Source organism: Pseudoalteromonas sp. bablab_jr010, assembly GCF_016464105.1.
Taxonomy (GTDB): Bacteria; Pseudomonadota; Gammaproteobacteria; order Enterobacterales; family Alteromonadaceae; genus Pseudoalteromonas; species Pseudoalteromonas simplex.
In genome coordinates, this window is sequence record NZ_JACDWV010000201.1 from 23,224 (window position 1) to 44,528 (window position 21,305).

General features: G+C 40.5%; 15 protein-coding genes. 7 read left to right on the forward strand and 8 right to left on the reverse strand.

What is annotated here, in order from left to right; translation table 11 throughout:
* Positions 1–358 precede the first annotated feature (358 nt).
* Positions 359–658 carry a hypothetical protein gene (locus JIG37_RS20850; protein WP_138615810.1) on the forward strand — a complete coding sequence of 100 codons (300 nt, stop codon included), beginning with the start codon at positions 359–361 and terminating at the stop codon, positions 656–658.
* A 64-nt stretch (positions 659–722) separates the two neighbouring features.
* Here JIG37_RS20850 and thrC read toward each other — a convergent pair whose 3' ends face one another.
* From thrC to JIG37_RS20870, 4 genes are all read right to left on the reverse strand, one after another.
* A complete protein-coding gene (gene thrC, locus JIG37_RS20855) occupies positions 723–2,006 on the reverse strand; it encodes a threonine synthase (RefSeq protein WP_194442888.1) in 1,284 nt (427 codons plus the stop codon).
* Between the two features lie 18 nt (positions 2,007–2,024).
* Positions 2,025–2,951: a homoserine kinase gene (gene thrB, locus JIG37_RS20860; protein WP_199530193.1), complete on the reverse strand. Its 927-nt coding sequence runs from the start codon at positions 2,949–2,951 to the stop codon at positions 2,025–2,027.
* A 9-nt stretch (positions 2,952–2,960) separates the two neighbouring features.
* Positions 2,961–5,378, reverse strand: a complete 2,418-nt coding sequence (gene thrA, locus JIG37_RS20865) for a bifunctional aspartate kinase/homoserine dehydrogenase I (protein WP_194442890.1) — start codon at positions 5,376–5,378, stop codon at positions 2,961–2,963.
* A gap of 227 nt (positions 5,379–5,605) precedes the next feature.
* Positions 5,606–5,980 carry a response regulator gene (locus tag JIG37_RS20870; RefSeq protein ID WP_138600400.1) on the reverse strand — a complete coding sequence of 125 codons (375 nt, stop codon included), beginning with the start codon at positions 5,978–5,980 and terminating at the stop codon, positions 5,606–5,608.
* A 238-nt stretch (positions 5,981–6,218) separates the two neighbouring features.
* On the opposite strand from JIG37_RS20870, the gene JIG37_RS20875 reads away from it, so the two are divergent.
* Positions 6,219–7,982 (forward strand): HAMP domain-containing sensor histidine kinase, encoded by a 1,764-nt coding sequence (locus JIG37_RS20875; protein ID WP_054552582.1) that lies wholly within the window; start codon positions 6,219–6,221, stop codon positions 7,980–7,982.
* 90 nt (positions 7,983–8,072) lie between these two features.
* Complete coding sequence (rdgC, locus tag JIG37_RS20880) at positions 8,073–8,981, forward strand: recombination-associated protein RdgC (protein WP_054552583.1); 909 nt, start codon at positions 8,073–8,075, stop codon at positions 8,979–8,981.
* 58 nt (positions 8,982–9,039) lie between these two features.
* Here the strand turns inward: rdgC and JIG37_RS20885 are convergent, their stop codons facing one another.
* Complete coding sequence (locus JIG37_RS20885; protein WP_054552584.1) at positions 9,040–9,882, reverse strand: HDOD domain-containing protein; 843 nt, start codon at positions 9,880–9,882, stop codon at positions 9,040–9,042.
* Positions 9,883–10,155: 273 nt separating this feature from the next.
* On the opposite strand from JIG37_RS20885, the gene JIG37_RS20890 reads away from it, so the two are divergent.
* Complete coding sequence (locus tag JIG37_RS20890; RefSeq protein WP_199530194.1) at positions 10,156–11,856, forward strand: Zn-dependent hydrolase; 1,701 nt, start codon at positions 10,156–10,158, stop codon at positions 11,854–11,856.
* A 48-nt stretch (positions 11,857–11,904) separates the two neighbouring features.
* On the opposite strand, the gene JIG37_RS20895 is transcribed toward JIG37_RS20890, so the two are convergent.
* Positions 11,905–12,657: a transporter substrate-binding domain-containing protein gene (locus JIG37_RS20895; RefSeq protein WP_054552586.1), complete on the reverse strand. Its 753-nt coding sequence runs from the start codon at positions 12,655–12,657 to the stop codon at positions 11,905–11,907.
* A 58-nt stretch (positions 12,658–12,715) separates the two neighbouring features.
* Positions 12,716–13,120 (reverse strand): HIT domain-containing protein, encoded by a 405-nt coding sequence (locus JIG37_RS20900; RefSeq protein WP_138600394.1) that lies wholly within the window; start codon positions 13,118–13,120, stop codon positions 12,716–12,718.
* A gap of 113 nt (positions 13,121–13,233) precedes the next feature.
* Between JIG37_RS20900 and JIG37_RS20905 the strand changes: the two genes are divergently transcribed.
* From JIG37_RS20905 to JIG37_RS20915, 3 genes are all read left to right on the forward strand, one after another.
* Positions 13,234–15,459, forward strand: coding sequence for a S9 family peptidase (locus JIG37_RS20905; RefSeq protein WP_199530195.1), 2,226 nt, complete (start codon positions 13,234–13,236; stop codon positions 15,457–15,459).
* Between the two features lie 149 nt (positions 15,460–15,608).
* Positions 15,609–17,246, forward strand: a complete 1,638-nt coding sequence (locus JIG37_RS20910) for a methyl-accepting chemotaxis protein (protein WP_199530196.1) — start codon at positions 15,609–15,611, stop codon at positions 17,244–17,246.
* Between the two features lie 313 nt (positions 17,247–17,559).
* A complete protein-coding gene (locus tag JIG37_RS20915) occupies positions 17,560–19,680 on the forward strand; it encodes a Calx-beta domain-containing protein (protein ID WP_054552590.1) in 2,121 nt (706 codons plus the stop codon).
* A gap of 67 nt (positions 19,681–19,747) precedes the next feature.
* Here JIG37_RS20915 and JIG37_RS20920 read toward each other — a convergent pair whose 3' ends face one another.
* Positions 19,748–21,271, reverse strand: coding sequence for a leucyl aminopeptidase family protein (locus JIG37_RS20920; protein WP_199530197.1), 1,524 nt, complete (start codon positions 21,269–21,271; stop codon positions 19,748–19,750).
* Positions 21,272–21,305: the final 34 nt, after the last annotated feature.

Genomic DNA, 21,305 nt, shown 5'->3' on the forward strand with positions numbered 1-21,305 from the left:
GGTCTCCTAAGGCAACGTGTATGGTGTTTTTTGAAGGCTGTATTGTACGCTTAAAACGCACTTTTGCCTATCTTGTAAAGATGAACATATTTAAACAGGGATTGAATTTATTTCACAGTGTTTTAATAATGATATTTTTTTATTGATACATAACAAAAATTTATATATTTAAAATATTTCATAGATATTTAAAATGTTATTTCAACGAAAAACCGCCCGATTAAATTGCGTTTTTATAGGGACAAACTAAGCTTATGGGACTAGTCAATATCAAGGATGGTATAAGTACATGTTAGCTAAACCAATATATGAATTAGTCCCCTACGGATATTTTTTTCTTGGCATAAGCTGTATCGCATTGGCAAATAATTATGTACCAACTCTCATCGGTGTAATCTTATTTTTATTAGGTGCTAATATTTGGCGGATGCGTTCAGAAGCCAGAAGAACCGATCATTCAAGCCAGCGTGTTAAACAAAAAAAACGTCGCTATTACTATGAATTTAAACCCTTTATCATTTTTATTTCGGCATTCACCTTGATGCAATGGACGCACAGTGAACTCGTCTCGATGATCAGTATTTTGCTGTGTATTTCGGCCGGGGTCATTCTTATCATGCGGGTTTTAAACCGACATAGTCATTCGTTACTTCATTAAAGGCTTCATTAAAAGACTGCATTAAAAAGAGCGGCTTAGCCGCTCTTTATACCTTTATTAAGCACTAAGCTAATTTATTAAACAGCTCAGTGCGAAGCAATTGATAATCAAACTTAATATCTTCAGCTAAACACTGTTTTGCTAATGCATCTGCTAGTGGTTTCGGCATAGGCAATTCGATGTCTAAAATTTGCTCTACGCTGTCTTTGAATTTAGCTGGGTGTGCAGTCGCTAAAAAGATACCTGCACTGCCATCGGCTAGATTTTCTTTCAAGCCCTGATAAGCAATTGCAGTATGAGGCTCTGCGATGTAACCGGTTTGATGAATTTTTTTCATCACTTCTTTTGTTTCTTCTTCACCAACACAGCTTGAATAAAAGTCATTATAACTAAACCATTCGTTATCCAACATAAACTGAACACGCGGCCAGTTATTCGGTTTACTTACATCCATCGCGTTCGATAGTGACTCAAGCGTATCATTCGGTGCCCACTCTTTATTTTGTAAGAAACGTGGCACCGTGTCGTTTTGGTTAGTTGTAGCGCTTAATTTCGCTACTGGCATACCAAGCACAGCACCGATCATCGCGGCACACACATTACCAAAGTTACCACTTGGAACTGAGATATGCGCTTTACTACGCTGCTCTTTTGGTAATTGAGCAATCGCTTCAAAGTAATAGCAAACCTGTGCAACTAAACGGCTGATATTAATTGAATTTGCTGAATTCAGACCAAGCTTTTGTTTCACTTCATCATCTAAAAACGCCTGTTTTACCATGCTTTGACAATCATCAAAGCTACCATCAACCGCATAGCAGTGAATGTTGTTGCCTAACGTTGTGAATAGCTTTTGCTGCGCTAATGAAATTTTACCTTTCGGGTATAAGATCACGACATCGATATTTGGCTTATTATAAAATGCATGGGCAACTGCAGCCCCTGTATCGCCTGATGTAGCCGTTAAAATCGTGACTTTTTCACCCTGATTAAATTGCGCAAGACACTCAGCCATAAAACGGCCACCAAAGTCTTTAAACGCAAGCGTTGGGCCATGAAATAATTCAAGACAATAAATATCTTTTTCTACTTCAACTAACTTCACATCAAAGTTAAACGCATTTTGCACCATCTGTGCAACGGTATCGGCAGGAATCTCGTCACCAATCAGGTGCGATAAAATCTTACTGCTACGGCTCACAAAGTCTAAATCAAGTAACTTATCAATGTCTTGAATTGGTGTAAGGCTATTAGGGAAGAATACACCTTGATTACGCCCTAAACCCGTTTTTACCGCTTCAACAAACGACACCTGTTGTGTTTCATCTTTTAAATTATGTAATTGCATGTTTATTCCTTAAATTCTTTAAAGCTGTCGTGTGCCAAGCTGATCAAGTTGGCAGATGTGGCAGAAGCCCTGCTCATTGATGTAATAATCATTCAGCCAAGCTGCACACTGCTTAGCAGCTTCCAGGCTCTTACACACGGTAAATAATGTTGGGCCCGCACCAGAAATGCTGACAATCTCTGCACCAAGTTCTGGCAAGGCACTCTTTGCTTCGGCAAAGCCTTGAATGAGCGGTGCGCGATGTGGCTCAGCGATTTCATCACTCATAATGGAAAGCGCTGCGTCAAAGCGACCTGTAAGCAATAAGCTGCTAAATGCAGAAAGTCGCTGTGCGAACTCAACACTGTCGTGCATTGATAATTGCGTTGGCAAGACCGAACGCGCTTTTGCGGTATTCAGTGAAAATCCCGGAAAAGCCGCTACGTAATACCATTGATTATCAACAGGTAACGAAATTGACTTGTTGGGAATGAGTTCACCAGTTAATTGCAAGCCACCTAAATAACAGGGTGTGATGTTATCGTAATGACGACCGCCACTAACAATGGCTTCAAAATCAGCCATCAACTCGATAAGTTGCTCTTGAGATAAGCTGGTTTCAGCGAACTTATCAAGGGCTGCAAACGCAGCCACCACAGAACAGGCACTCGAACCTAAACCTGAACCAATTGGTAGGTTCTTTTTAAGCTCAAGTTTTACCGCTGGCATAGTCGGTGCAACGTGTTCTTTAAAATGAATTAAACATTGATAAGCCAAGTTTTCTTCAGCATTAGCAGGCAGTTTGTGGGCATAGTCGCCAGAGCAGACAAAAGTATCTTGCTCAGCGGCACTCACCTCTACAACATCGCCTAATAAGGTGCCATCGATAGGTGCTAGCGCAGCACCTAGCGCATCAAAGCCGACAGCAAAATTCCCGATTGAAGCGGGTGCATATACACGGATCATGACCAGCTCCTAACGTGTTAACGTTTTTAAAATATCAGCAAATACGCCTGCAGCCGTTACTTCAGCACCTGCGCCATAACCACGAATAACAAACGGACGAGGTTGATAATATTGACTTAAGATGGCCAGTGCATTTTCACCGTCACGGATATCATAAAGAGCATGGCTACTATCTACGGCTTCAATGCCTACTTTACATTGACCGTTTTCTATAGTACCCACATAACGAAGTACTTTACCTTCGCTTGCAGCACTTTGTATACGGTCGTTAAACTGTGCATCAAGTGATGGTAGTTTTGCCATGAAATCTGCTACAGAATCACCTTCTGCAAACCCTTTTGGTAAAACTGATTCAACTTCGATATCGCTTAGTTCTAACTCAAGACCCGATTCACGAGCAATGATCAGTAGTTTTCGAGCAACATCAGTGCCTGATAAATCATCACGCGGATCTGGTTCTGTAAAACCACTTTCTTTTGCTTTTAACGTGGCTTCGCTAAGTGATAAACCATCTTGTAGCGCACCAAACATATACGATAATGAACCCGACAAGATACCGCTGAACTTAATAAGTTCATCACCGGCACCAAAGAGTGATTTCAGGTTATCAAGTACTGGTAAGCCTGCACCTACGTTTGTTTCGTATAAAAACTTACGATTATTCTTCTGTGTCGCTACAACTAAATCTTGGTAGTAAGCATACGAGCTAGTATTGGCCTTTTTGTTTGCCGCAACAACGTGGAAACCGGCATTCAAGAAATCAACATATTGCCCAGCAAGCTTATCGGCTGAGCTACAATCTACGATCACAGGGTTAATTAAATGGTTTTGTTTAACAAATTGCTCGACCAAATTTAAATCAAATGCCTGCTCTGACACGGCTAATTTGTCTTGCCAACCATCAAAAGCAATGCCTTCTCTATCTAGATAAAGCTGCCTTGAATTAGCAACACCGTACAAGTTCAGTTTAATATTACGTTTTTCAAGCCATGCTTGTTGACGCTTTAACTGCTGGATAAGTTCTTGACCTACTAAGCCACAGCCAAGTAAAAACACATCGATTGAAGGAATGTGAGTAAAGAAGTTCTCATGGCACACTTTCACTGCGTCGTTGCATAGTTCACCATCGATAACCGCTGAAATAGCACTCTCAGTCGAGTCTTGTGCAATAGCAACAATGTTAACCTGCGCTTGAGCTAATGAAGCAAAGAACTTAGCTGCTAAGCCTTTGTGCGCACGCATGTTATCACCAACTAGGGTTACAATCGCAAGGTTACGCTGTACTTGAACTGGTTCGATTAAACCGGCTTGTGATTCTAATTCGAAAGCAATTTGTAATGCTTCTAGAGCAAGTGATAGGTCGCTCTCATGCACACAGAAACTGATACTAAATTCACACGAAGATTGTGTGATTAGTACAATTGACACATTGTCATGCGCCAATGCATTAAATACTTTTGATGCCATACCCACTTTGCCTTTCATACCTGGGCCAGACACCGTTAACATAGCGAGGTTTTGTAAACTTGATAGCGCTTTAACAGGCTCGTTCGACACACTGTCGTTACTGATCACTGAACCTTCAGCGCGTGGGTTATGAGTATTTTTGATCTCACACGGCACACCTGCTTTAGCACAAGGTAAAATCGTTTTCGGGTGTAATACTTTCGCACCAAAGTAAGACAGCTCCATTGCTTCTTTATAAGATAAAGAATCAACCTTAGATGCTTTTTTGATATAGCGCGGGTCAGCATTGTAAACACCGTCAACATCAGTCCAGATCTGGCATACATCAGCTTCTAGGCATGCTGCCGCAATAGCTGCTGAGTAATCTGAACCATTGCGACCAAGTGTTGTTAGTTCCCCCTGCTCATTGGCAGCAGTGAAACCCGGCATGATATAAATTGTGCTCGGTGCCGCTTTTAATGCAGCTTGAAAACGTAACTTACTTGCGGCCAAGTCAGCTTCAGCATCAATGTAGCCACCTACAGATGCAATACAGTCTGTTGCTTCTAAATAACGAGCATTACTTTCGTTAAGCATACACTCCATCAAGGCAACACTAACGCGCTCACCAAAACTAATTGCATAAGCACGTACTTGGTCTGGGCAACACTTCAAAAGTGCAACACCATCCAGTTTATTCTTAAGTTCGTTTAAATCAGGCCAATTCACTACCTGACCAAAGTCAGCTTCAACAGCAGCTTTTAATTGTTCACAGCGCGCAACCAATGCTTGCCATAACTCACTAAAATCTTGCCCCTGCTCTGCGGCGCTTGCTAATGCTACTAATGAATCTGTCATGCCACCTGGTGCTGACAGCACTAACAGCATTTCATCGCGTAATTCTTCTTTGACTAACTGAGCTACCTGTTGCAAACATGCGTAGTCGGCCAAGGACGACCCACCAAATTTTAATACTCGCATTATTTATGTTTCCTCATTCCATAAACGAAAAAGGCCTGTGTTCTAGTGAACACAGGCCTATAAATTTGTTGCACCGACCTATGCCACTATCCCGTAAGGATGATGGTTGTAATAATAATGGTCGTTGCGTGATTAAATGTTTTCATAGCCTTTAGACTGCCTTAAATGTAGCCAAGCTGTCAACCCTTAAAGAAAAGATAAATTATGCGCTTTTGTTATAAAAAATATTAATGAATACCAAATTTATGCAAAGTTGCTTTCAGTCGAACAATATCTATTGGCTTATCGATGAAATCAATGGCTCCCAAACTAACTACTTTTTGCTTCATTTGCGCTTGAATATCAGCTGAAATCACTATAACAAAGCACTCTATTTTCTCTGCTTTGATCGTTTCAAGTACAGCAACACCATCTAGCTCTGGCATAGTTAAATCCAAACACAATAGATCAAAGTTTTGCTCGCGTAGTAAAGCAAGTGCTTCTCGACCATTGGTTGCTTGTTGAATATCAGCACTTAAACAGTTACCTAAGCACCGAACTACTTGTTTGCGAGCTATACTTGAATCATCACAAACCAGTATTGAAAAATTAGGGTTATTCATGAATATAAAAATCTTCGCTGTAGCAAATACAACATCTAAAAAGGCTAAAGTAAAAGACGAGCGAAATTTATAACACACTTTTATTGGTGCAGTAAGGTTAAGTTTTTTTAAAAAATAGTAACAATTTATAAATACTCCAGTAAAAAAGGATTTATTTATTTATTTTTAACCGTTTATTAGCTAACTTTAGAACTAATTGAATGTATTACAAATGTAACCAAGGAGCTATGGGTATTCTATGTTACAGAAAAGCCTATCAAAAGAATTGTTAACAAATGTGCTCTCGGTCTACTTCTTACTCACTTTTGTAGTGACCTGTGGGCAGGTTATTGCTGAATATGTAAACACTAAAGATTACATTCGTGACGAATTAACCACTTTACAAAAAACATTTAGCCGTAGTTTAACCCGTGCAATTTGGGAACTTAACGATAAACAAACCATCACAACAGCTGAAGGCTTACTCGCAATCCCTATGATCGAAGGCATTATTGTGCGCGATGATAGTGGCGAGGTACTCTCACAATTAGGTCGCTCATTAGATATTCACGAGCTATATAGCCAGCAGTTAGTGCAAGAAGAAGCGATAATTGAAGATACACCATCCGGTTTATTCGGCTATACATTTCCGCTTATTTTTGAGTTTTCGGGTAAAACAACTCAAGTAGGCGATGTAACCTTATTCTCAAGCCGAGAAGTGGTATTTAGCCGCATCATGATCTCTATTTATTTTCTAATCGGTAACGCAATGATCAAAACCACCTTTTTGATCATACTTTTCTTATTAGCATTTAGAAAACGCTTAACTGAACCACTTGCGCAATTTACAGAACAAATTGAAGATCTTGAACTAAACGATTTAGAAGGCCGCCATATCGAGATCCACACAACTGAACACAACGAATTAAAAGTAATGGAAGAATCTTTTAACCGTTTAATAGATAAAGTTGTTCTCTACCGAGAAGAACTGGAACATACTCAGAAAGAGCTTGTACTTAGTAATGAAAAACTCGACCAACATAATTTACAGTTAGAGCAAGAAGTCGCGCGCAAAACATCTAACCTTAGCCAAGCGATGATGGATTTGCAGCAACAGAAATATGAATTAGAAAAACAAAAGCTAACACTGACTGAAGAGATAGACCTTCGTAAACAAACTGAACAAGAACTCATAACCAAGCAAACTGAGTTACAGCGCTATGTTGATGAGTTGAACTTAGCACAGGAGCGCCTAGTCGGCTCCGAGAAAATGGCTGCTTTAGGCGGCTTAGTTGCAGGTATTACCCATGATGTAAATACACCAATCGGGATTGGTGTGACTGCGACTTCATTTTTACAAGAACGTTTAGATCAGATTGAAGCGGCATACAAAGAAAAAACCCTATCACCAAAAGCGCTTGAAGAGTTTATTAATGACGCCAAGCAAAGCACTAGCTTACTTACTAGTAATTTAGACCGTGCATCAGAGTTGGTTGCAAGTTTCAAACAAATTGCAGTCGATCAAGCCAGTGAAGCGGTACGTACTATTAATTTCAAAGAGTATTTAGGTGAAGTGATCCGCTCTTTACATCCAAAACTAAAGAAAACATCTCATCATATCAATTTAGATTGCCCTGAAGATTTAACACTCAACCTGCCTGCAGGCGCTATTAGCCAAATTTTTACAAACTTGATCATGAACGCACTTATTCATGGCTTTGAAGGTATTGAAAGTGGCATCATAGATATCATAATTAAAGACGAAGAAGATGAAGTCGTTATCGACTTTAAAGATAATGGTAATGGTGTATCCGAACATCAGCTAGAAAAACTGTTTGACCCGTTCTTCACAACCAAGCGTGATCAGGGTGGCAGTGGGTTAGGTACTCATATCACTTTAAACTTAGTGAAGCAAACCCTTGGCGGTGATATAGAAGTAACAAGCGAAGTTGGAAAAGGCTTGCATTACCATATTAGTTTCCCAAAAAACATGCCTAAACCGCTTTCAATGTTTAACTCATAAGCATTTCGTACTGATGGCGAAATGATTCATTTCGGCATCAGTTTTTTATTGTTATGATTGGGCAAATTTATTGAAAGGATTAGCCTAATTATGTGGTTTAGTAACCTTATCTGCTACCGTTTTAAACAAGACGTTTCATACTCTCAAGAAGACTTCGACAAAGCCCTAGAACAAGATCTGTTCCGCTCATGTACAGGCCAAGAGCTTTCAACATTTGGTTGGACAAAAGCCTTTGGTAAGCATGGTCAAACTCTATCTCACTTCTCTCAAGACAGCATTTTAGTATGCGCTAAGCGTGAAGAAAAAGTACTGCCTGCGGCCGTTATCAACGAATTGGTTGCAGAGAAAGTTGAGCAAATCGAAGCGGAAGAAAACCGTCCGGTAAAGAAAAAAGAAAAAGACGAACTAAAAGAAAATATTCTGCACACTTTACTGCCTCAAGCATTTAAAAAGTCGAGCCTACAGTTTGCGTTTATTGACCAAAAGAATGGCTGGGTTGTCGTTAACAGCGCAAGCTTTAATAAAGCAGAAGAGCTTTTAGCCCTACTTCGTAAATCACTTGGCACGCTACCTGTCGTACCTGCATTTGCTAATTATGATTTAGATGTATTTTTAACAGATTGGTTAACTAATTTCAGCACTCCTGAAGGCTTCTCTATCGGTAACGATGCAGAGCTTGAAGAAGCCGATGACAGTGGTGCTCAGGTCAAATTGAAAGGCCATGACTTATCATGTGACGAAGTAAAGTCACACCTAGAAAATGGTAAGCGCGTAACTAAACTGGCTCTTGATTGGCAAGAACGCGTTAAGTTCATGCTACAAAACGATGGTTCGATTAAGCGTCTAAGCTATTCAGAAACATTAAAAGAAGAAAACGCCGACATTCCAAAAGAAGATATGGCGGTAAAACTTGATGCTGACTTCATCTTAGCGTCAGAAGAAATTAAACAGTTGCTAGAAGAGCTGACCCAAGGCTTAGGCGACGCTGAAGATTTATAAAATTAACCTAAATGTTAATTAACACAAAGCGCGACTTGGTCGCGCTTTGTGTTTTTAGCTATTCAGTAAAAATGGCTTTGACCTCATCAAGCATATCGTGATATTCGTCTTCATTAAATAACTCAAGCGATTCTATTACGCCTTTATCTACGTATGTTTGCAATGCTGCCGATTTGTCAGAAACCTGCAAGATGCCTTCTAAAATCGCACCAATACGAATAAAGTCAACATAGCATATATGCTCTGGACGATAGTTTGGATTTGCCCAGCTTTCAGCAACTTCGACGAACTCATCAGTAAAGCCCCAAGCACGCATAATTGCGCCACCTACTTTGCCTCCTAATTTTTGGATAGCGTGTGCCAAAAAACTTGGATTTGCAAAAACTTCAGGGTGCTTTTCAGCCTCAGTCAAAATTGGCAACACGCCTATGTTATAGACTAATGAAGCTAGCGTAATGGTATCTCGGTTCAGTGATGTTTGCTTATTTCGACGTAAGAAAAAGTCCATTAGAGTAATTGAGTGACATGCAACTTTAAGGGTTTTTTGCCATGCTTTATCCATATACCCTTTTATCAGCTCATTATGCGATACAAACAATTGTTCCATCGCCATTGCGGTGGCAATATTTTTGATTTGACGTAGACCAATTCGTGTGACGGCTTGATGAAGATTGGTGACTTTAACTGAGCGCCCCATAAATGCACTGTTGGCCACTTTAATCATTCGTGCCGATAACGCTGGATCATGGGAGATAACATCTGCCATATCCATCAAGTTTACTTCTGGGTTATCTGCTGCTTGCCTCACTTTTACTGCAACTTCAGGTAATGTCGGTAACACTAAAGTGTCATTATTTATTCTGTCGACCAATATGGTCAGTAATGCATTCTCTGTTGACATATGCGTGCCATCCTCTTGGGTTAGTTTGCCAAAATAAAGACAAACTAATGACTGACATTATTAGATTAGTTCTTGTTTTAGTATTGTCTAACTTAACGCTAAAGTTAAGAAAATCACAGAAATTATCTCTTTTTATGCATTTTAATCATGTAACTGATAAATAAATATCGCTTCTAGCGCTGTATACTTGCCATGTATATGGCAGGTTTGCTTTAATGCATACACTTTTTGTTTTAATAACAATGACTCTCACTAAAATCGGGAACGGGCAAAATGACATTAAATAAAATTAGCCAAGCACTTATCTTATCAGGTGCTGTTTTTCTTGGTGCATGTTCTGATCAGCAAGCAACCACTTCTCAAACTCAGCCTGCTGCAGAGCAAACAAAGCAAAGTATTGAACAGAACAACCCACAACTTATCAATGCAGATGAAAACCGTTTAGACATTTACACAGACTTCACACTTACTTCTGATCTTAGCCACCTGAGTGATAACCAAAAGCAAATGGTTGGTAAGTTGATCGATGCCTCAAAAATTATGGATGAGCTATTCTGGCGCCAAGCATTTGGTGAGAACAAAGACGCTTTCTTAGCAAAAATCAATGATGAAAAAGTTCAGAAGTTTGCAGATATCAACTACGGCCCTTGGGATCGCTTAAACGGCGACCAAGTTTTCTTATCAGGTTATGAAGAAAAGCCTCTAGGCGCTGAATTTTACCCAAGCGATATCACTAAAGAAGAATTAAACAACGCAATCGTTGATGACAAAACAGGTCTTTACTCAGTGATCAAACGTGACGAGAAAGGCCTTCTTTACAGTGTGGCTTACTCTGTTGAGTACGCACAAGAGTTAGAAAAAGCAGCTAATTTATTACGTGAAGCAAGCAAGCTAGCTGATGATAAAGAATTCGCTAACTACTTAAGCATGCGCGCAGACGCACTAGTAAGTGATGACTTCCAACCATCTGATTTTGCGTGGATGGATATGAAAAATAACCCAATTGACGTGGTTATTGGCCCTATCGAAACCTATGAAGATCAATTATTTGGTTACCGTGCGGCGTATGAATCTTATGTACTAATCAAAGACTTGGCATGGAGCGAGCGTTTAGCTAAATTCGCTGCTTTCTTACCTGAGCTACAAAAAGGTTTACCTGTAGACGAAAAATATAAGCAAGAAGTCCCAGGTTCAGACGCTGACCTAAATGCTTATGATGTCGTTTATTACGCAGGCCACTCAAATGCGGGTAGTAAAACAATTGCTATCAACTTGCCAAATGATGAGCAAGTACAGCTAGAAAAAGGCACACGTCGTTTACAGCTTAAAAACGCCATGCGCGCTAAGTTCGATAAAATCTTAGTGCCTATTTCAGAACAGCTAATTGTTCCTGAGCAACGTAAACACATTACCTTTGACGCTTTCTTCGCAAACACGATGTTCCACGAAGTAGCGCACGGTTTAGGCATTAAAAACACCATTACGGGTAAGGGTACTGTTCGCCAATCATTGCAAGAGCATGCAAGTGCCCTTGAAGAAGGTAAAGCGGATATCTTAGGTCTTTACATGGTTGAGCAATTACTTAAGAAAGGCGAGATCACTGACGGTACATTAGAAGATTACTACATCACCTTTATGGCTGGTATCTTCCGTTCAGTGCGTTTTGGTGCTTCAAGCGCACATGGTAAAGCGAATATGATCCGCTTTAACTTCTTCGCTGAAGAAGGCGCATTTTCTAAAAATGCTGACGGCTTATACAGCGTTAACATGGAGAAAATGAGCCAAGCAATGGAAAAACTATCGCGCTTAATCTTAACGATTCAAGGTGACGGTGATTACCAAAAAGTTGATCAGCTAATCGCAACTCATGGTGAGATCAAAGCAGAGCTAGCGAAAGATTTAGAAAAATTAAGCCAAGCTAATATCCCAGTTGATGTTACTTTCAAACAAGGCAAAGAAGTATTAGGCCTTTAATACCAGCCTTGTCTGATATAAAAAACGCTGCAATTGCAGCGTTTTTTATTATTCTCGTGCGACAAAACTTAATCCATATTTGCTATTCAGCTGGACTATATCACCACTAATCAACATCTTATTAAACTCTGAATTAAAGTCATCTATAAACTCATTAAGCTCCCGTTGCTTAGTGAAACCATAATAGCCTTGATTCACCGTAATGATTGGCGACAGCATGATAACCTTACTAGAAATTGATAAATCATCAATAATCGGAAGAGCAGCTCGCGGGTGAGTCATCACTAGATCAACTCGATTATGCATTAACTGTAAAAAACTAGCTTTAACACTCGCCACTTCTGACAAAGTTAAACTTGATTTATTGCGTTTAAATTCTGAACCATAATTCCAACCCCGAGTAATACCAATCACGTCTTTACGTAAGCTTGCGAAATTACCAGCCCAAGTTACATCGCTATTTTTTTTGGTAAAAAAGACAATAGGATCTTCATAAAATGGCAAGGCACTAAATTGCATATATTGTTGACGTTGAAGAGACTTATAAGGACCGATAATGGCATCTGCATGGCCTTGCTCAACCATTTTTAAAGCACGCTTTAGTGGCATGATATCGATGACGAGTTCATGCCCAAGGCGTCGACAAATTTCATGAGCAATATCAGCACCTAAACCAATCACTGTACCTTGTTGATCTTGTTCTAAGATTGCGGGGAAATGGCTCCCAACAAAGTAATAACTTTTTGCTGTTACGGAAAATGAACATAGAAAAGCCAATACGGCTATTACTGTGCTTTTCACTTTTATTAGTCTCTTATTTTTCGCATCTACTTAGCTTAGCGCAATTTAATATGATTGATTAAAAATGTGCTCTTAGTTGCTCTATTTGTTCATCGCTATATGGAACTGCCGGTAATTTACCCCAAATAGGCGCTGGCCAAGCCGGATCGGTAGTGAAGCGTGCAATATGATGAACATGTAATTGCGGCACCATATTACCCAATGCTGCTATATTGAGTTTGTCTGGGCTGAATACCTGTTGTAACAACTTACTCAGTTTGCCCGACTCTTGTAATAAGGTAATTTGTAGCTCTTCAGACAGATCGATAATCTCTTTAACGTCTGCAACTCTTGGCACTAAGATAAACCAAGGGTATTGGCTATCATTCATCAGCAATACTTTACACAGTGGCCAATCCGCAAGTTCAATGCAGTCGCGTTGTAGTTCTGGGGCCAGAGAAAACGACGTATCAGTATTTTTCATCAATAAATCCTTTGATATTGGGTAATCAATATCCTACTTTATAGCATTTTGTTGCAGTTGCCTAAGCTTACCATTAACATCATGGCAGTTTTTATTCGAGCGAAGGTACTCCTGTGCTAAAAAAAATTAAATCTCTCTCACTTGCTCTGCCAGTGGTGGCCACTGCATTTAGTGTGACTGCTGAACCACTCACACTTGAGCGTATTTTTGACGATCCAAGCTTAGCAGGCAAAGCGCCTGTACAACTTAAATTCTCTCCAGACGGCAGTCGTGTCACTTACCTGCAAGGTAAAACCGATGATTACAACCGCTACGATCTATGGGAATACAACTTAAAAGATAACAAAAACCGCTTATTAGTTGACTCTGCTGCGCTATTTTCTGGTCCAGAAAACTTATCTGATGAAGAAAAAGCACGCCGTGAGCGCCAACGTATTTTTGGTAAAGGGATCTTAGAATATAAATGGTCTAAAGATGGTAAAGCGCTTTTATTCCCACTTAATGGCGACCTTTACTATTACGAGCTTGCCTCAGCTAAAAGCCGCAAATTAACCGAGACAGACGCATTTGAAACCGATGCACGCTTCTCACCTAAAGGGCACTTCGTATCGTTTATTCGTGAGCAAAACCTATACGCACTTAACTTAAAAACGGGTCAAGAAATCCAATTAAGTAAAGATGGTGGCGGTGTTATTAAAAACGGTATGGCCGAGTTTGTTGCGCAAGAAGAAATGGGCCGTATGACTGGCTACTGGTGGTCTGGTGATGAGTCTAAAATCGCCTATACCCGTGTTGATGAAAGCCCAGTAAAAGAAGCGATCCGTAATGAAATTTACGCCGATGAAGTAAAGCTTTTTAACCAACGCTACCCGTTTACAGGTACCGACAACGTTAAAATTCAGTTAGGTGTTGTAAGCATCAACAATCAAAAAACTGACTGGGTTGATTTAGGCGACGATCAAGATATTTATATCGCTCGCGCAAAATGGTTAAAAGATAACAAAACGCTTTCTTATCAGTGGCAAGACCGCTCGCAACATAACTTAGAGTTACGTTTTTATAATAGCGAAACGAAAAAGCAAACGGTTGCCCTAACAGAAACCAGTGATACTTGGATTAACCTACACTTTGATTTGCAATTCTTAAACGATAAAAAGCATTTCGTTTGGGCATCTGAGCGCGACGGTTTTAAACACCTTTATTTATACCGCACAAACGGTGAAATGATCCGTCAAATCACCCAAGGTGAATGGGTTGTTGATAGCTTAAAAGGTATCGATGAGAAAAAAGGCATCGTGTATTTTGCAGGTCGTAAAGATACAGCACTTGAGAGCCACCTTTACAGCGTACCGCTATTCAAAAAAGGCGAAATTAAACGCGTAACTGAGCTAGGTGCTTACCATAATGTGGTAATTGCTAAAGATAACAAAACCTTTATCGATAACAGCTCATCAGTGAATAAGCCTGGCTCTGCGGCATTACGTAAAATTAATGGCGAATTTATCACTTGGCTTGAAGAAAACAAGTTAGATAAGTCACACCCATTAACGCCTTACCTAGCTGATTTGATCACCCCAGAATACGGCACACTAACGGCTGAAGACGGGCAAATCATGCATTACCGTTTATTCAAGCCAACTAATTACCAAGACGGTAAAAAGCACCCAGTTATTGTTAACGTGTATGGCGGTCCTCATGCTCAGCGTGTAACAAACAGCTGGCGTAGTAAAAACTTATACTTCCAATACATGGCACAACAAGGCTATGTTATTTTCCAACTTGATAACCGTGGTTCATACAACCGTGGTAAAAAGTTTGAAGACGTGATTTATAAGCACTTAGGTGTGGCTGAAGTGGCAGACCAAATTAAAGGTGTCGAGTTCTTACGCACCCTTGATTACGTTGATCCTGAGCGTATTGGTATTTATGGCCACAGCTACGGTGGTTACATGGCGCTTATGACCATGTTTAAAGCGGGCGACTACTTCAAAGCCGGTGTTTCTGGTGCGCCAGTCACTGATTGGGCACTTTACGACACTCACTACACTGAGCGTTATGTAGGTCACCCTGCAACTAACGCGAAAGGTTACGAAGCAAGTGCAGTTTTCCCGTATGCTGAAGGGTTAAAAGGCCCACTGATGATTTATCACGGTATGGCTGATGATAACGTGTTATTCACTCACGCCACAAAGTTATTCAAACAACTGCAAGATCAAGAAAAACAGTTCGAAATGATGACTTACCCGGGCTCAAAACACAGTTTACGTGGCAAGAGCGTACAAACGCACTTACACCAAACCATCACAAGTTTCTTCAACCGACACTTTAACGTTGAGTAATCACGTTTAATTTCGGTAACTTAGACTAAAGGCTGATTGTTAAATCAGCCTTTTTTTTGTCTCAATGTATTCTACTATTTAACTAGATTTTCGACCTATTTTGGCTACGCTTAATACATTGCTCTTATGAGCATGACGAAGGAACACACATGAATTACTTACGCCGTTTTACAATTTTTCAGCGCCTCGCCATGTTAGTGAGTGTGGTCGTGATAGGGCTGATATTTTTGAGCGTCTCGAGTTTAACGCAGCAATACAGCTCGCTAAAGCAAGAGCAATACATAAAAACCCAAAACCTTGTTGAGTCAGCCTACTCTATTATTGAGCATAACTATGCGTTGTTTGAGCAAGGTAAGCTGAGTGAGCAACAAGCCAAGCAAGCAGCCCTCGAAACAATTTCTGCACTACGTTATGACAATAACAATTACTTTTGGATCAACGATTATGAACCCGTTATGGTCATGCACCCGTTTAAGCCAGAATTAAATGGTAAATCGCTAGCGGGCAGTAAAGATCCAGATGGTGTGTTGTTATTTGTCGATATGGTCAATATTGTCAAAAAACAAGGAGAGGGTTTTATTCCCTATAAGTGGCCAAAGCCAGGTAAAGATCAGCCCGTTGATAAAATTGCCTACGTAAAAGGGTTTGCAAAGTGGCAATGGATTGTTGGCTCTGGTGTCTACATTGATACCATTGAAGAGGCGTTCTCGTCACTTCGTACCCATGTCATTATCACCGCGGTAGTGATTATTGCCCTACTGGTTGCGCTTAGCTACCTAATTGCCAATAGCATTCTTCGTCCGACACAACTTGCCGCAAATATGATGAAAGATATCTCACAAGGTGAAGGTGATTTAACTCAAGAGCTTGATGAAAATGGCAACGATGAAGTGTCTCGTTTGTCGCGCTATTTTAATTTGTACACCGCAAAAATGCGTGAGTCACTGAAACATGTTGCCCACAATGCCGAGCAAGTAAATCAGTTTGCTCATAGCGTAGATGATGCGAGTAAAACCAATCACTCTTTTATTGAATTACAAAACGATAGTTCAACTCAAGTAGCAACCGCTATGGAACAAATGACTCATCAAATTCACGATGTTAGTCAAAATGCTGACCAAGCTGAACATGCTGCCAATGAAGCGGCGCAAAATGCCGAAGCAGGCAAGCAGGTTCTTAACAAGACCATTACCGCCATTGAGACCCTGTCGCATAATATTGAACAAGTGAGTAAGGTAACGGCGGATCTTGCTGCAGAGAGTAACAACATTGGTTCAGTACTTGATGTTATTCGCAGTATTGCTGAGCAAACCAACTTACTGGCACTCAATGCTGCTATTGAAGCGGCACGTGCTGGTGAGCAAGGCCGAGGCTTTGCCGTTGTAGCTGACGAAGTACGTACATTAGCAAGTCGCACAGGTAAAAGTACTGACGAAATTCAAGCCATGATCAGTAAACTACAAACCGGCGCACAAGCTGCTGTTGATGCTGTATCAGCAAGCCAACAGTTATCAACCGAAACAGTTTCACAAGCTGGTGAAGCAAATAGTTCGCTGAGTGAGATTGAGCGACTTGTCACTATTATCAAAGATATGAACAGCCAAATCGCCCGCGCTACTGAGCAACAGACCAGTGCCGCAGATGAAGTTAACTTGCGGATTAATGAGCTTTCTCAATCAACCGAGCAATCACTGTCGAATACCCAAGGACTTTCCAACGCCAGTGATAATTTAAAGCATAGCTCACAAGCATTGAGCGATGTAGTTAACCGTTTCAAACTCGATTGATCACAGCAATTCAAAAGCCCTGCAATGGTTTGCGGGGTTTTTCTATAACCTTTCTTTTTTATCCCCTAGTAATTTTTGAAGCCACCAAAAACACAACCCACTGATTTAATTAGACCTTTATTAAATAGATAAAAAAAAGATGATAAATAGATATTAACGAGATTTACATAAATAAATTAAAAAGGAACTAATGGGGTGTGCTGAATTAAATTGCCATTGGCATTTAATCACTATTACAAAAATAATAAGGAGCGATACCAAAGTGCCTTCAAGAAACATACACCCCAAAAAGAACACACACTTAAAGCGTACTATGTTAGCTGCAATTTGCACTTACTCGCTACTCGGAGTAACTAATCAAGCGCTGGCAGATACAACTCAAACAAAACAAATTCCATTACACTTTATAGTTGCAGCAACCGATAAAGATGGCGCTAATGCCAAAGTTGACCAAGCCACTATTGAGCAATCAATTGAAAACTTAAATTCACATTATCAAGGTACAGGTTACTCATATCACTATAAATCTACTGACTTCGTAACCAACGAAGAGATGCCTGGTTTTTATGACGACGATTACTCACCAGACAATAGAGTGTTATTTATTGAGCCTTATTTTGATAAATCAGCTTTAAATGTCATGGTCGCAGACTTTGATGGCGTCAATGGTAATGCGTTTTTTCCTTACTTTGGCGTAGATGGTGTGTTAATTGATACAGAAGATCTTGTTACAACGACACTCGCACATGAAATCGGCCATAACCTCAGTTTATTGCATACCTTTGCCGATGGTGATGATGAACCTATTTCAGTGCAAATCGGTGAACGTGGCTACTTGTACGGTGACCAGATAATCGACACCCCTCCTTCTTTTGATGACTTAGATGATGATATTGAAAATTGCGAATACACAGGCTCTGCCGAAGATGAAGAAGGTACTCCCTACGCCCCTGATGCCAAAAACATAATGAGCCAAGGAAAAAATACCTGCCGTACGCACTTTTCTGCACAACAAATAGACCGTATGCAGTACGTTTTGCAAAGAGATAAATACCATCTTTTTAATCAATTTGGTGAAGGTAGAACCGTACCAAACTGCGAAAACTCAATTATAGTTACTCAATTCCCACATATAGATGGCTTTAATTTTAATCAAGAAATAGCGCAGCCATGGGTTCAAGATGTAGCTAATAACGGCTTCTTTTTTAGAACCTCACCTGATTCAAATTCAAGCAGAACAGGTGCTGATGAACCCTTTGAGGGGCACAGCTATTTACAAATTGATAGTAGCAAACGGGATGACACTGATTTTGATGACATTGTATATGCCAAAAAAGGTGACAAATTAAACTACTTAAGCCCTTGCTATGACTTGAGCTTCATCGAAAAACCGACATTGGAGTTTTACTTCAATATGCACGGCAAAGATATGGGAACTAGTATTATCGAGGTATCCGCCGATAATGCGCAAACGTGGGCTGAGTTATGGCGAAAAGAAGGCCAACAACACTCCGACGGCGACATTTGGGAAAAAGTGACGGTTGATCTATCTAACTACAGAACAACTCCCGCACAGCTGAGACTAAGTCATATCATAGAAGGTGAAAAAGGTGATGCGTCATTTGATCTTTTCACTGTTTCGGGCACTCAACCTCAGCAAGATTATGAATTTAATAGTAATACTCTCAATATAGCCGAAGACGAAAATGAAGTAACATTCAAGGTCATTAAAAACTCAGGCTTAGATAGTAGTTCGAAAATACGAATTTACACCGAAGACGTGGATGCTATTGCTGGAGAAGATTATACAGCACTTGATGAGACCCTTACTTTTTCGAGCCAAGAAACTGAAAAAGAACTAGCTATAAATATATTTGATAATAATGAAGTTGATGGTTCTCGCTCTTTTAATATCAAACTAGCATCTGATGAAAGTGACATAATCTTCAATGAATCAATTGTAACGATTGAAGACAACGATGTTGATTTCAGCTATGAATTAGACATTTCAGACACACAAATATCAGAAAATAGCGGCCAACTATTAGTTGGTATAATCAAATCCGATCCAACCGATTTTGAAACAAAAGTTCGTATAAAAACGACGGATGATAGCGCGGTCGGCGGCACTGATTTTACAGCTCTTGATGAAGTACTTACCTTTGCTCAAGGCGAAACACAAAAAGACATTACGATCGACATTATTGATAATTCAGAGGTAGATGGCTCAAGACGCTTCACTCTCGTATTAGAGTCTGAATCATTCAATGAAAAATACGCTGATGAAGTAATCACAATCACCAATGAAGATGGTATTCCAGAGCATGCAACCCCAGATGATAAAGCAAGCGGCAGTGTATCAGGTTACTTTACACTAATGCTCGGCGCACTGTGCTTTATTCGTAGAAACCGAAAGAAGAACATAAAAGACTAAACCTGACCAAGCATAGGCTTTAGAGCACAGGGTTGTGTCTAAAGCTTATGCTTTTTAAACTTACAACTTACAAACAATAACGAGCGAATAAGCTGCTTACTGTTGCGGCGGTAGGCTTGCCATGTTGCCAATCACCACCTTCTACACCACTGCCTGCGATATCCATATGAACATACGGTAATGGCTGCGCTGATTCAGTACCATGCTTATCTAAACCACCAACAATCGCTAAGAATGCCATCGGGAACTGATGACCACGTGCAGTTACAGCAGAAGCTGCATTGTTACTTGATAGTACGTCATCAGCTAATGTGCGAGGGCGAATGAAGTCATAATCTTCACGGCGGCTACGAGATACTTCTGCGCCATCTGCCCACAAATCGCCTAAGTCAGCAATTTGGCGCGAAATTTTCGCCGCGCGAGCTGGACCATTTTCAACATACGCACTGTAAGGACCCATAGCACGTGCTGCGTGGCCTGTTAGTGTTGCAACAGTGAATAGCTCTGGATTCACTTCGTTTAAAGCGCGATCTTTCATTTCGCTTAGTAAGTCGCCCATAGCTAAACGGCCTTCAGCATCTGTGTTACCGATACGAACACGTACACCTTCGCGGCTAGTAATGATTTCATCAGGAACAAAACAATCAGAACCAATTGAGTTACGAACTACGGCTAAGTAAGCAATCACTTTTACGCCTTTTGGTGCAAAGTCAGCCACTGATTTCATAAAGCCAGCAACCGAAGCAGCACCGCCTTTATCACGGCTCATACCTGCCATAAAGCCACCCACTTTAAGGTCTGCACCACCGGTATCGTAAACTAAACCTTTACCAACAAACATTAAGGTACGCTCAACATCGCCTTCAGGCACGTATTCTAGTTTTACAACACGTGGGTGATGACGCTCAACAGCATAAGATGCGCGCGCTACGGTGCTCATCATTGGGTAATCTTTATCGATAGTGTTGATATCTGAAATCACTTCAACAGACACCTTACTACCAGCAAATAACTCAACGCAGTAGTCTGCAAAACGAGGTGGTGCCATACGCTCAGGCTCTGTACCACATAAATCACGTGCAGCGTATTGACCTGCAGCAATAGCATTAAGCGCTTTGCTCATTGCCTCGTCTGCACCCACTAGGCTAATTTGGCTAACTGGTTCAATCGCTTGGCCGTGGAACTCACGTGCCTCAAGTGGTTGCCAAAGCGCTTGGCAAGCACCTAAATAAGCCACTTCAAGGGCATGCTTGTAACGGCTATCTTGATTTACGTTAGCAAGTAAAATTGCAGGCTGAGTGCTACCCGATGCTTTCGCTTCTAGTACACCTTGCTTTGCTGCATCAAAGTAACGACGTACATCATCATAATCACGGTTCAGAGGGCCTGTAGGCGCTAAAATAACGCGTTTAGAGTCAATTACAAGTAATGTCACTTGTTTGCCAATACGTGCGTCTACAGCTTGTTGAGCGCTAATAGCTTGACTTAAGCTTGCGTCTGCTAAAGAAGAAAAATCATCACCGATAATAATCAATGCATCGTGATTTGCATCCGCTAGTTGAGGGGCTGCAACTGCATGAGGGTATGCCATAAAAAAGGTCCTGCTGTTAAAAACATAGGACCTT

What these genes read in the sequence shown, in the direction of transcription:
- thrC (WP_194442888.1), bottom strand. Translation starts at nt 2,006, where the DNA reads ATGCAATTACATAATTTAAAAGATGAAACACAACAGGTGTCGTTTGTT.
- thrB (WP_199530193.1), bottom strand. Translation starts at nt 2,951, where the DNA reads ATGATCCGTGTATATGCACCCGCTTCAATCGGGAATTTTGCTGTCGGC.
- thrA (WP_194442890.1), bottom strand. Translation starts at nt 5,378, where the DNA reads ATGCGAGTATTAAAATTTGGTGGGTCGTCCTTGGCCGACTACGCATGT.
- JIG37_RS20870 (WP_138600400.1), bottom strand. Translation starts at nt 5,980, where the DNA reads ATGAATAACCCTAATTTTTCAATACTGGTTTGTGATGATTCAAGTATA.
- JIG37_RS20875 (WP_054552582.1), top strand. Translation starts at nt 6,219, where the DNA reads ATGTTACAGAAAAGCCTATCAAAAGAATTGTTAACAAATGTGCTCTCG.
- rdgC (WP_054552583.1), top strand. Translation starts at nt 8,073, where the DNA reads ATGTGGTTTAGTAACCTTATCTGCTACCGTTTTAAACAAGACGTTTCA.
- JIG37_RS20885 (WP_054552584.1), bottom strand. Translation starts at nt 9,882, where the DNA reads ATGTCAACAGAGAATGCATTACTGACCATATTGGTCGACAGAATAAAT.
- JIG37_RS20890 (WP_199530194.1), top strand. Translation starts at nt 10,156, where the DNA reads ATGACATTAAATAAAATTAGCCAAGCACTTATCTTATCAGGTGCTGTT.
- JIG37_RS20900 (WP_138600394.1), bottom strand. Translation starts at nt 13,120, where the DNA reads ATGAAAAATACTGATACGTCGTTTTCTCTGGCCCCAGAACTACAACGC.
- JIG37_RS20910 (WP_199530196.1), top strand. Translation starts at nt 15,609, where the DNA reads ATGAATTACTTACGCCGTTTTACAATTTTTCAGCGCCTCGCCATGTTA.
- JIG37_RS20915 (WP_054552590.1), top strand. Translation starts at nt 17,560, where the DNA reads ATGTTAGCTGCAATTTGCACTTACTCGCTACTCGGAGTAACTAATCAA.
- JIG37_RS20920 (WP_199530197.1), bottom strand. Translation starts at nt 21,271, where the DNA reads ATGGCATACCCTCATGCAGTTGCAGCCCCTCAACTAGCGGATGCAAAT.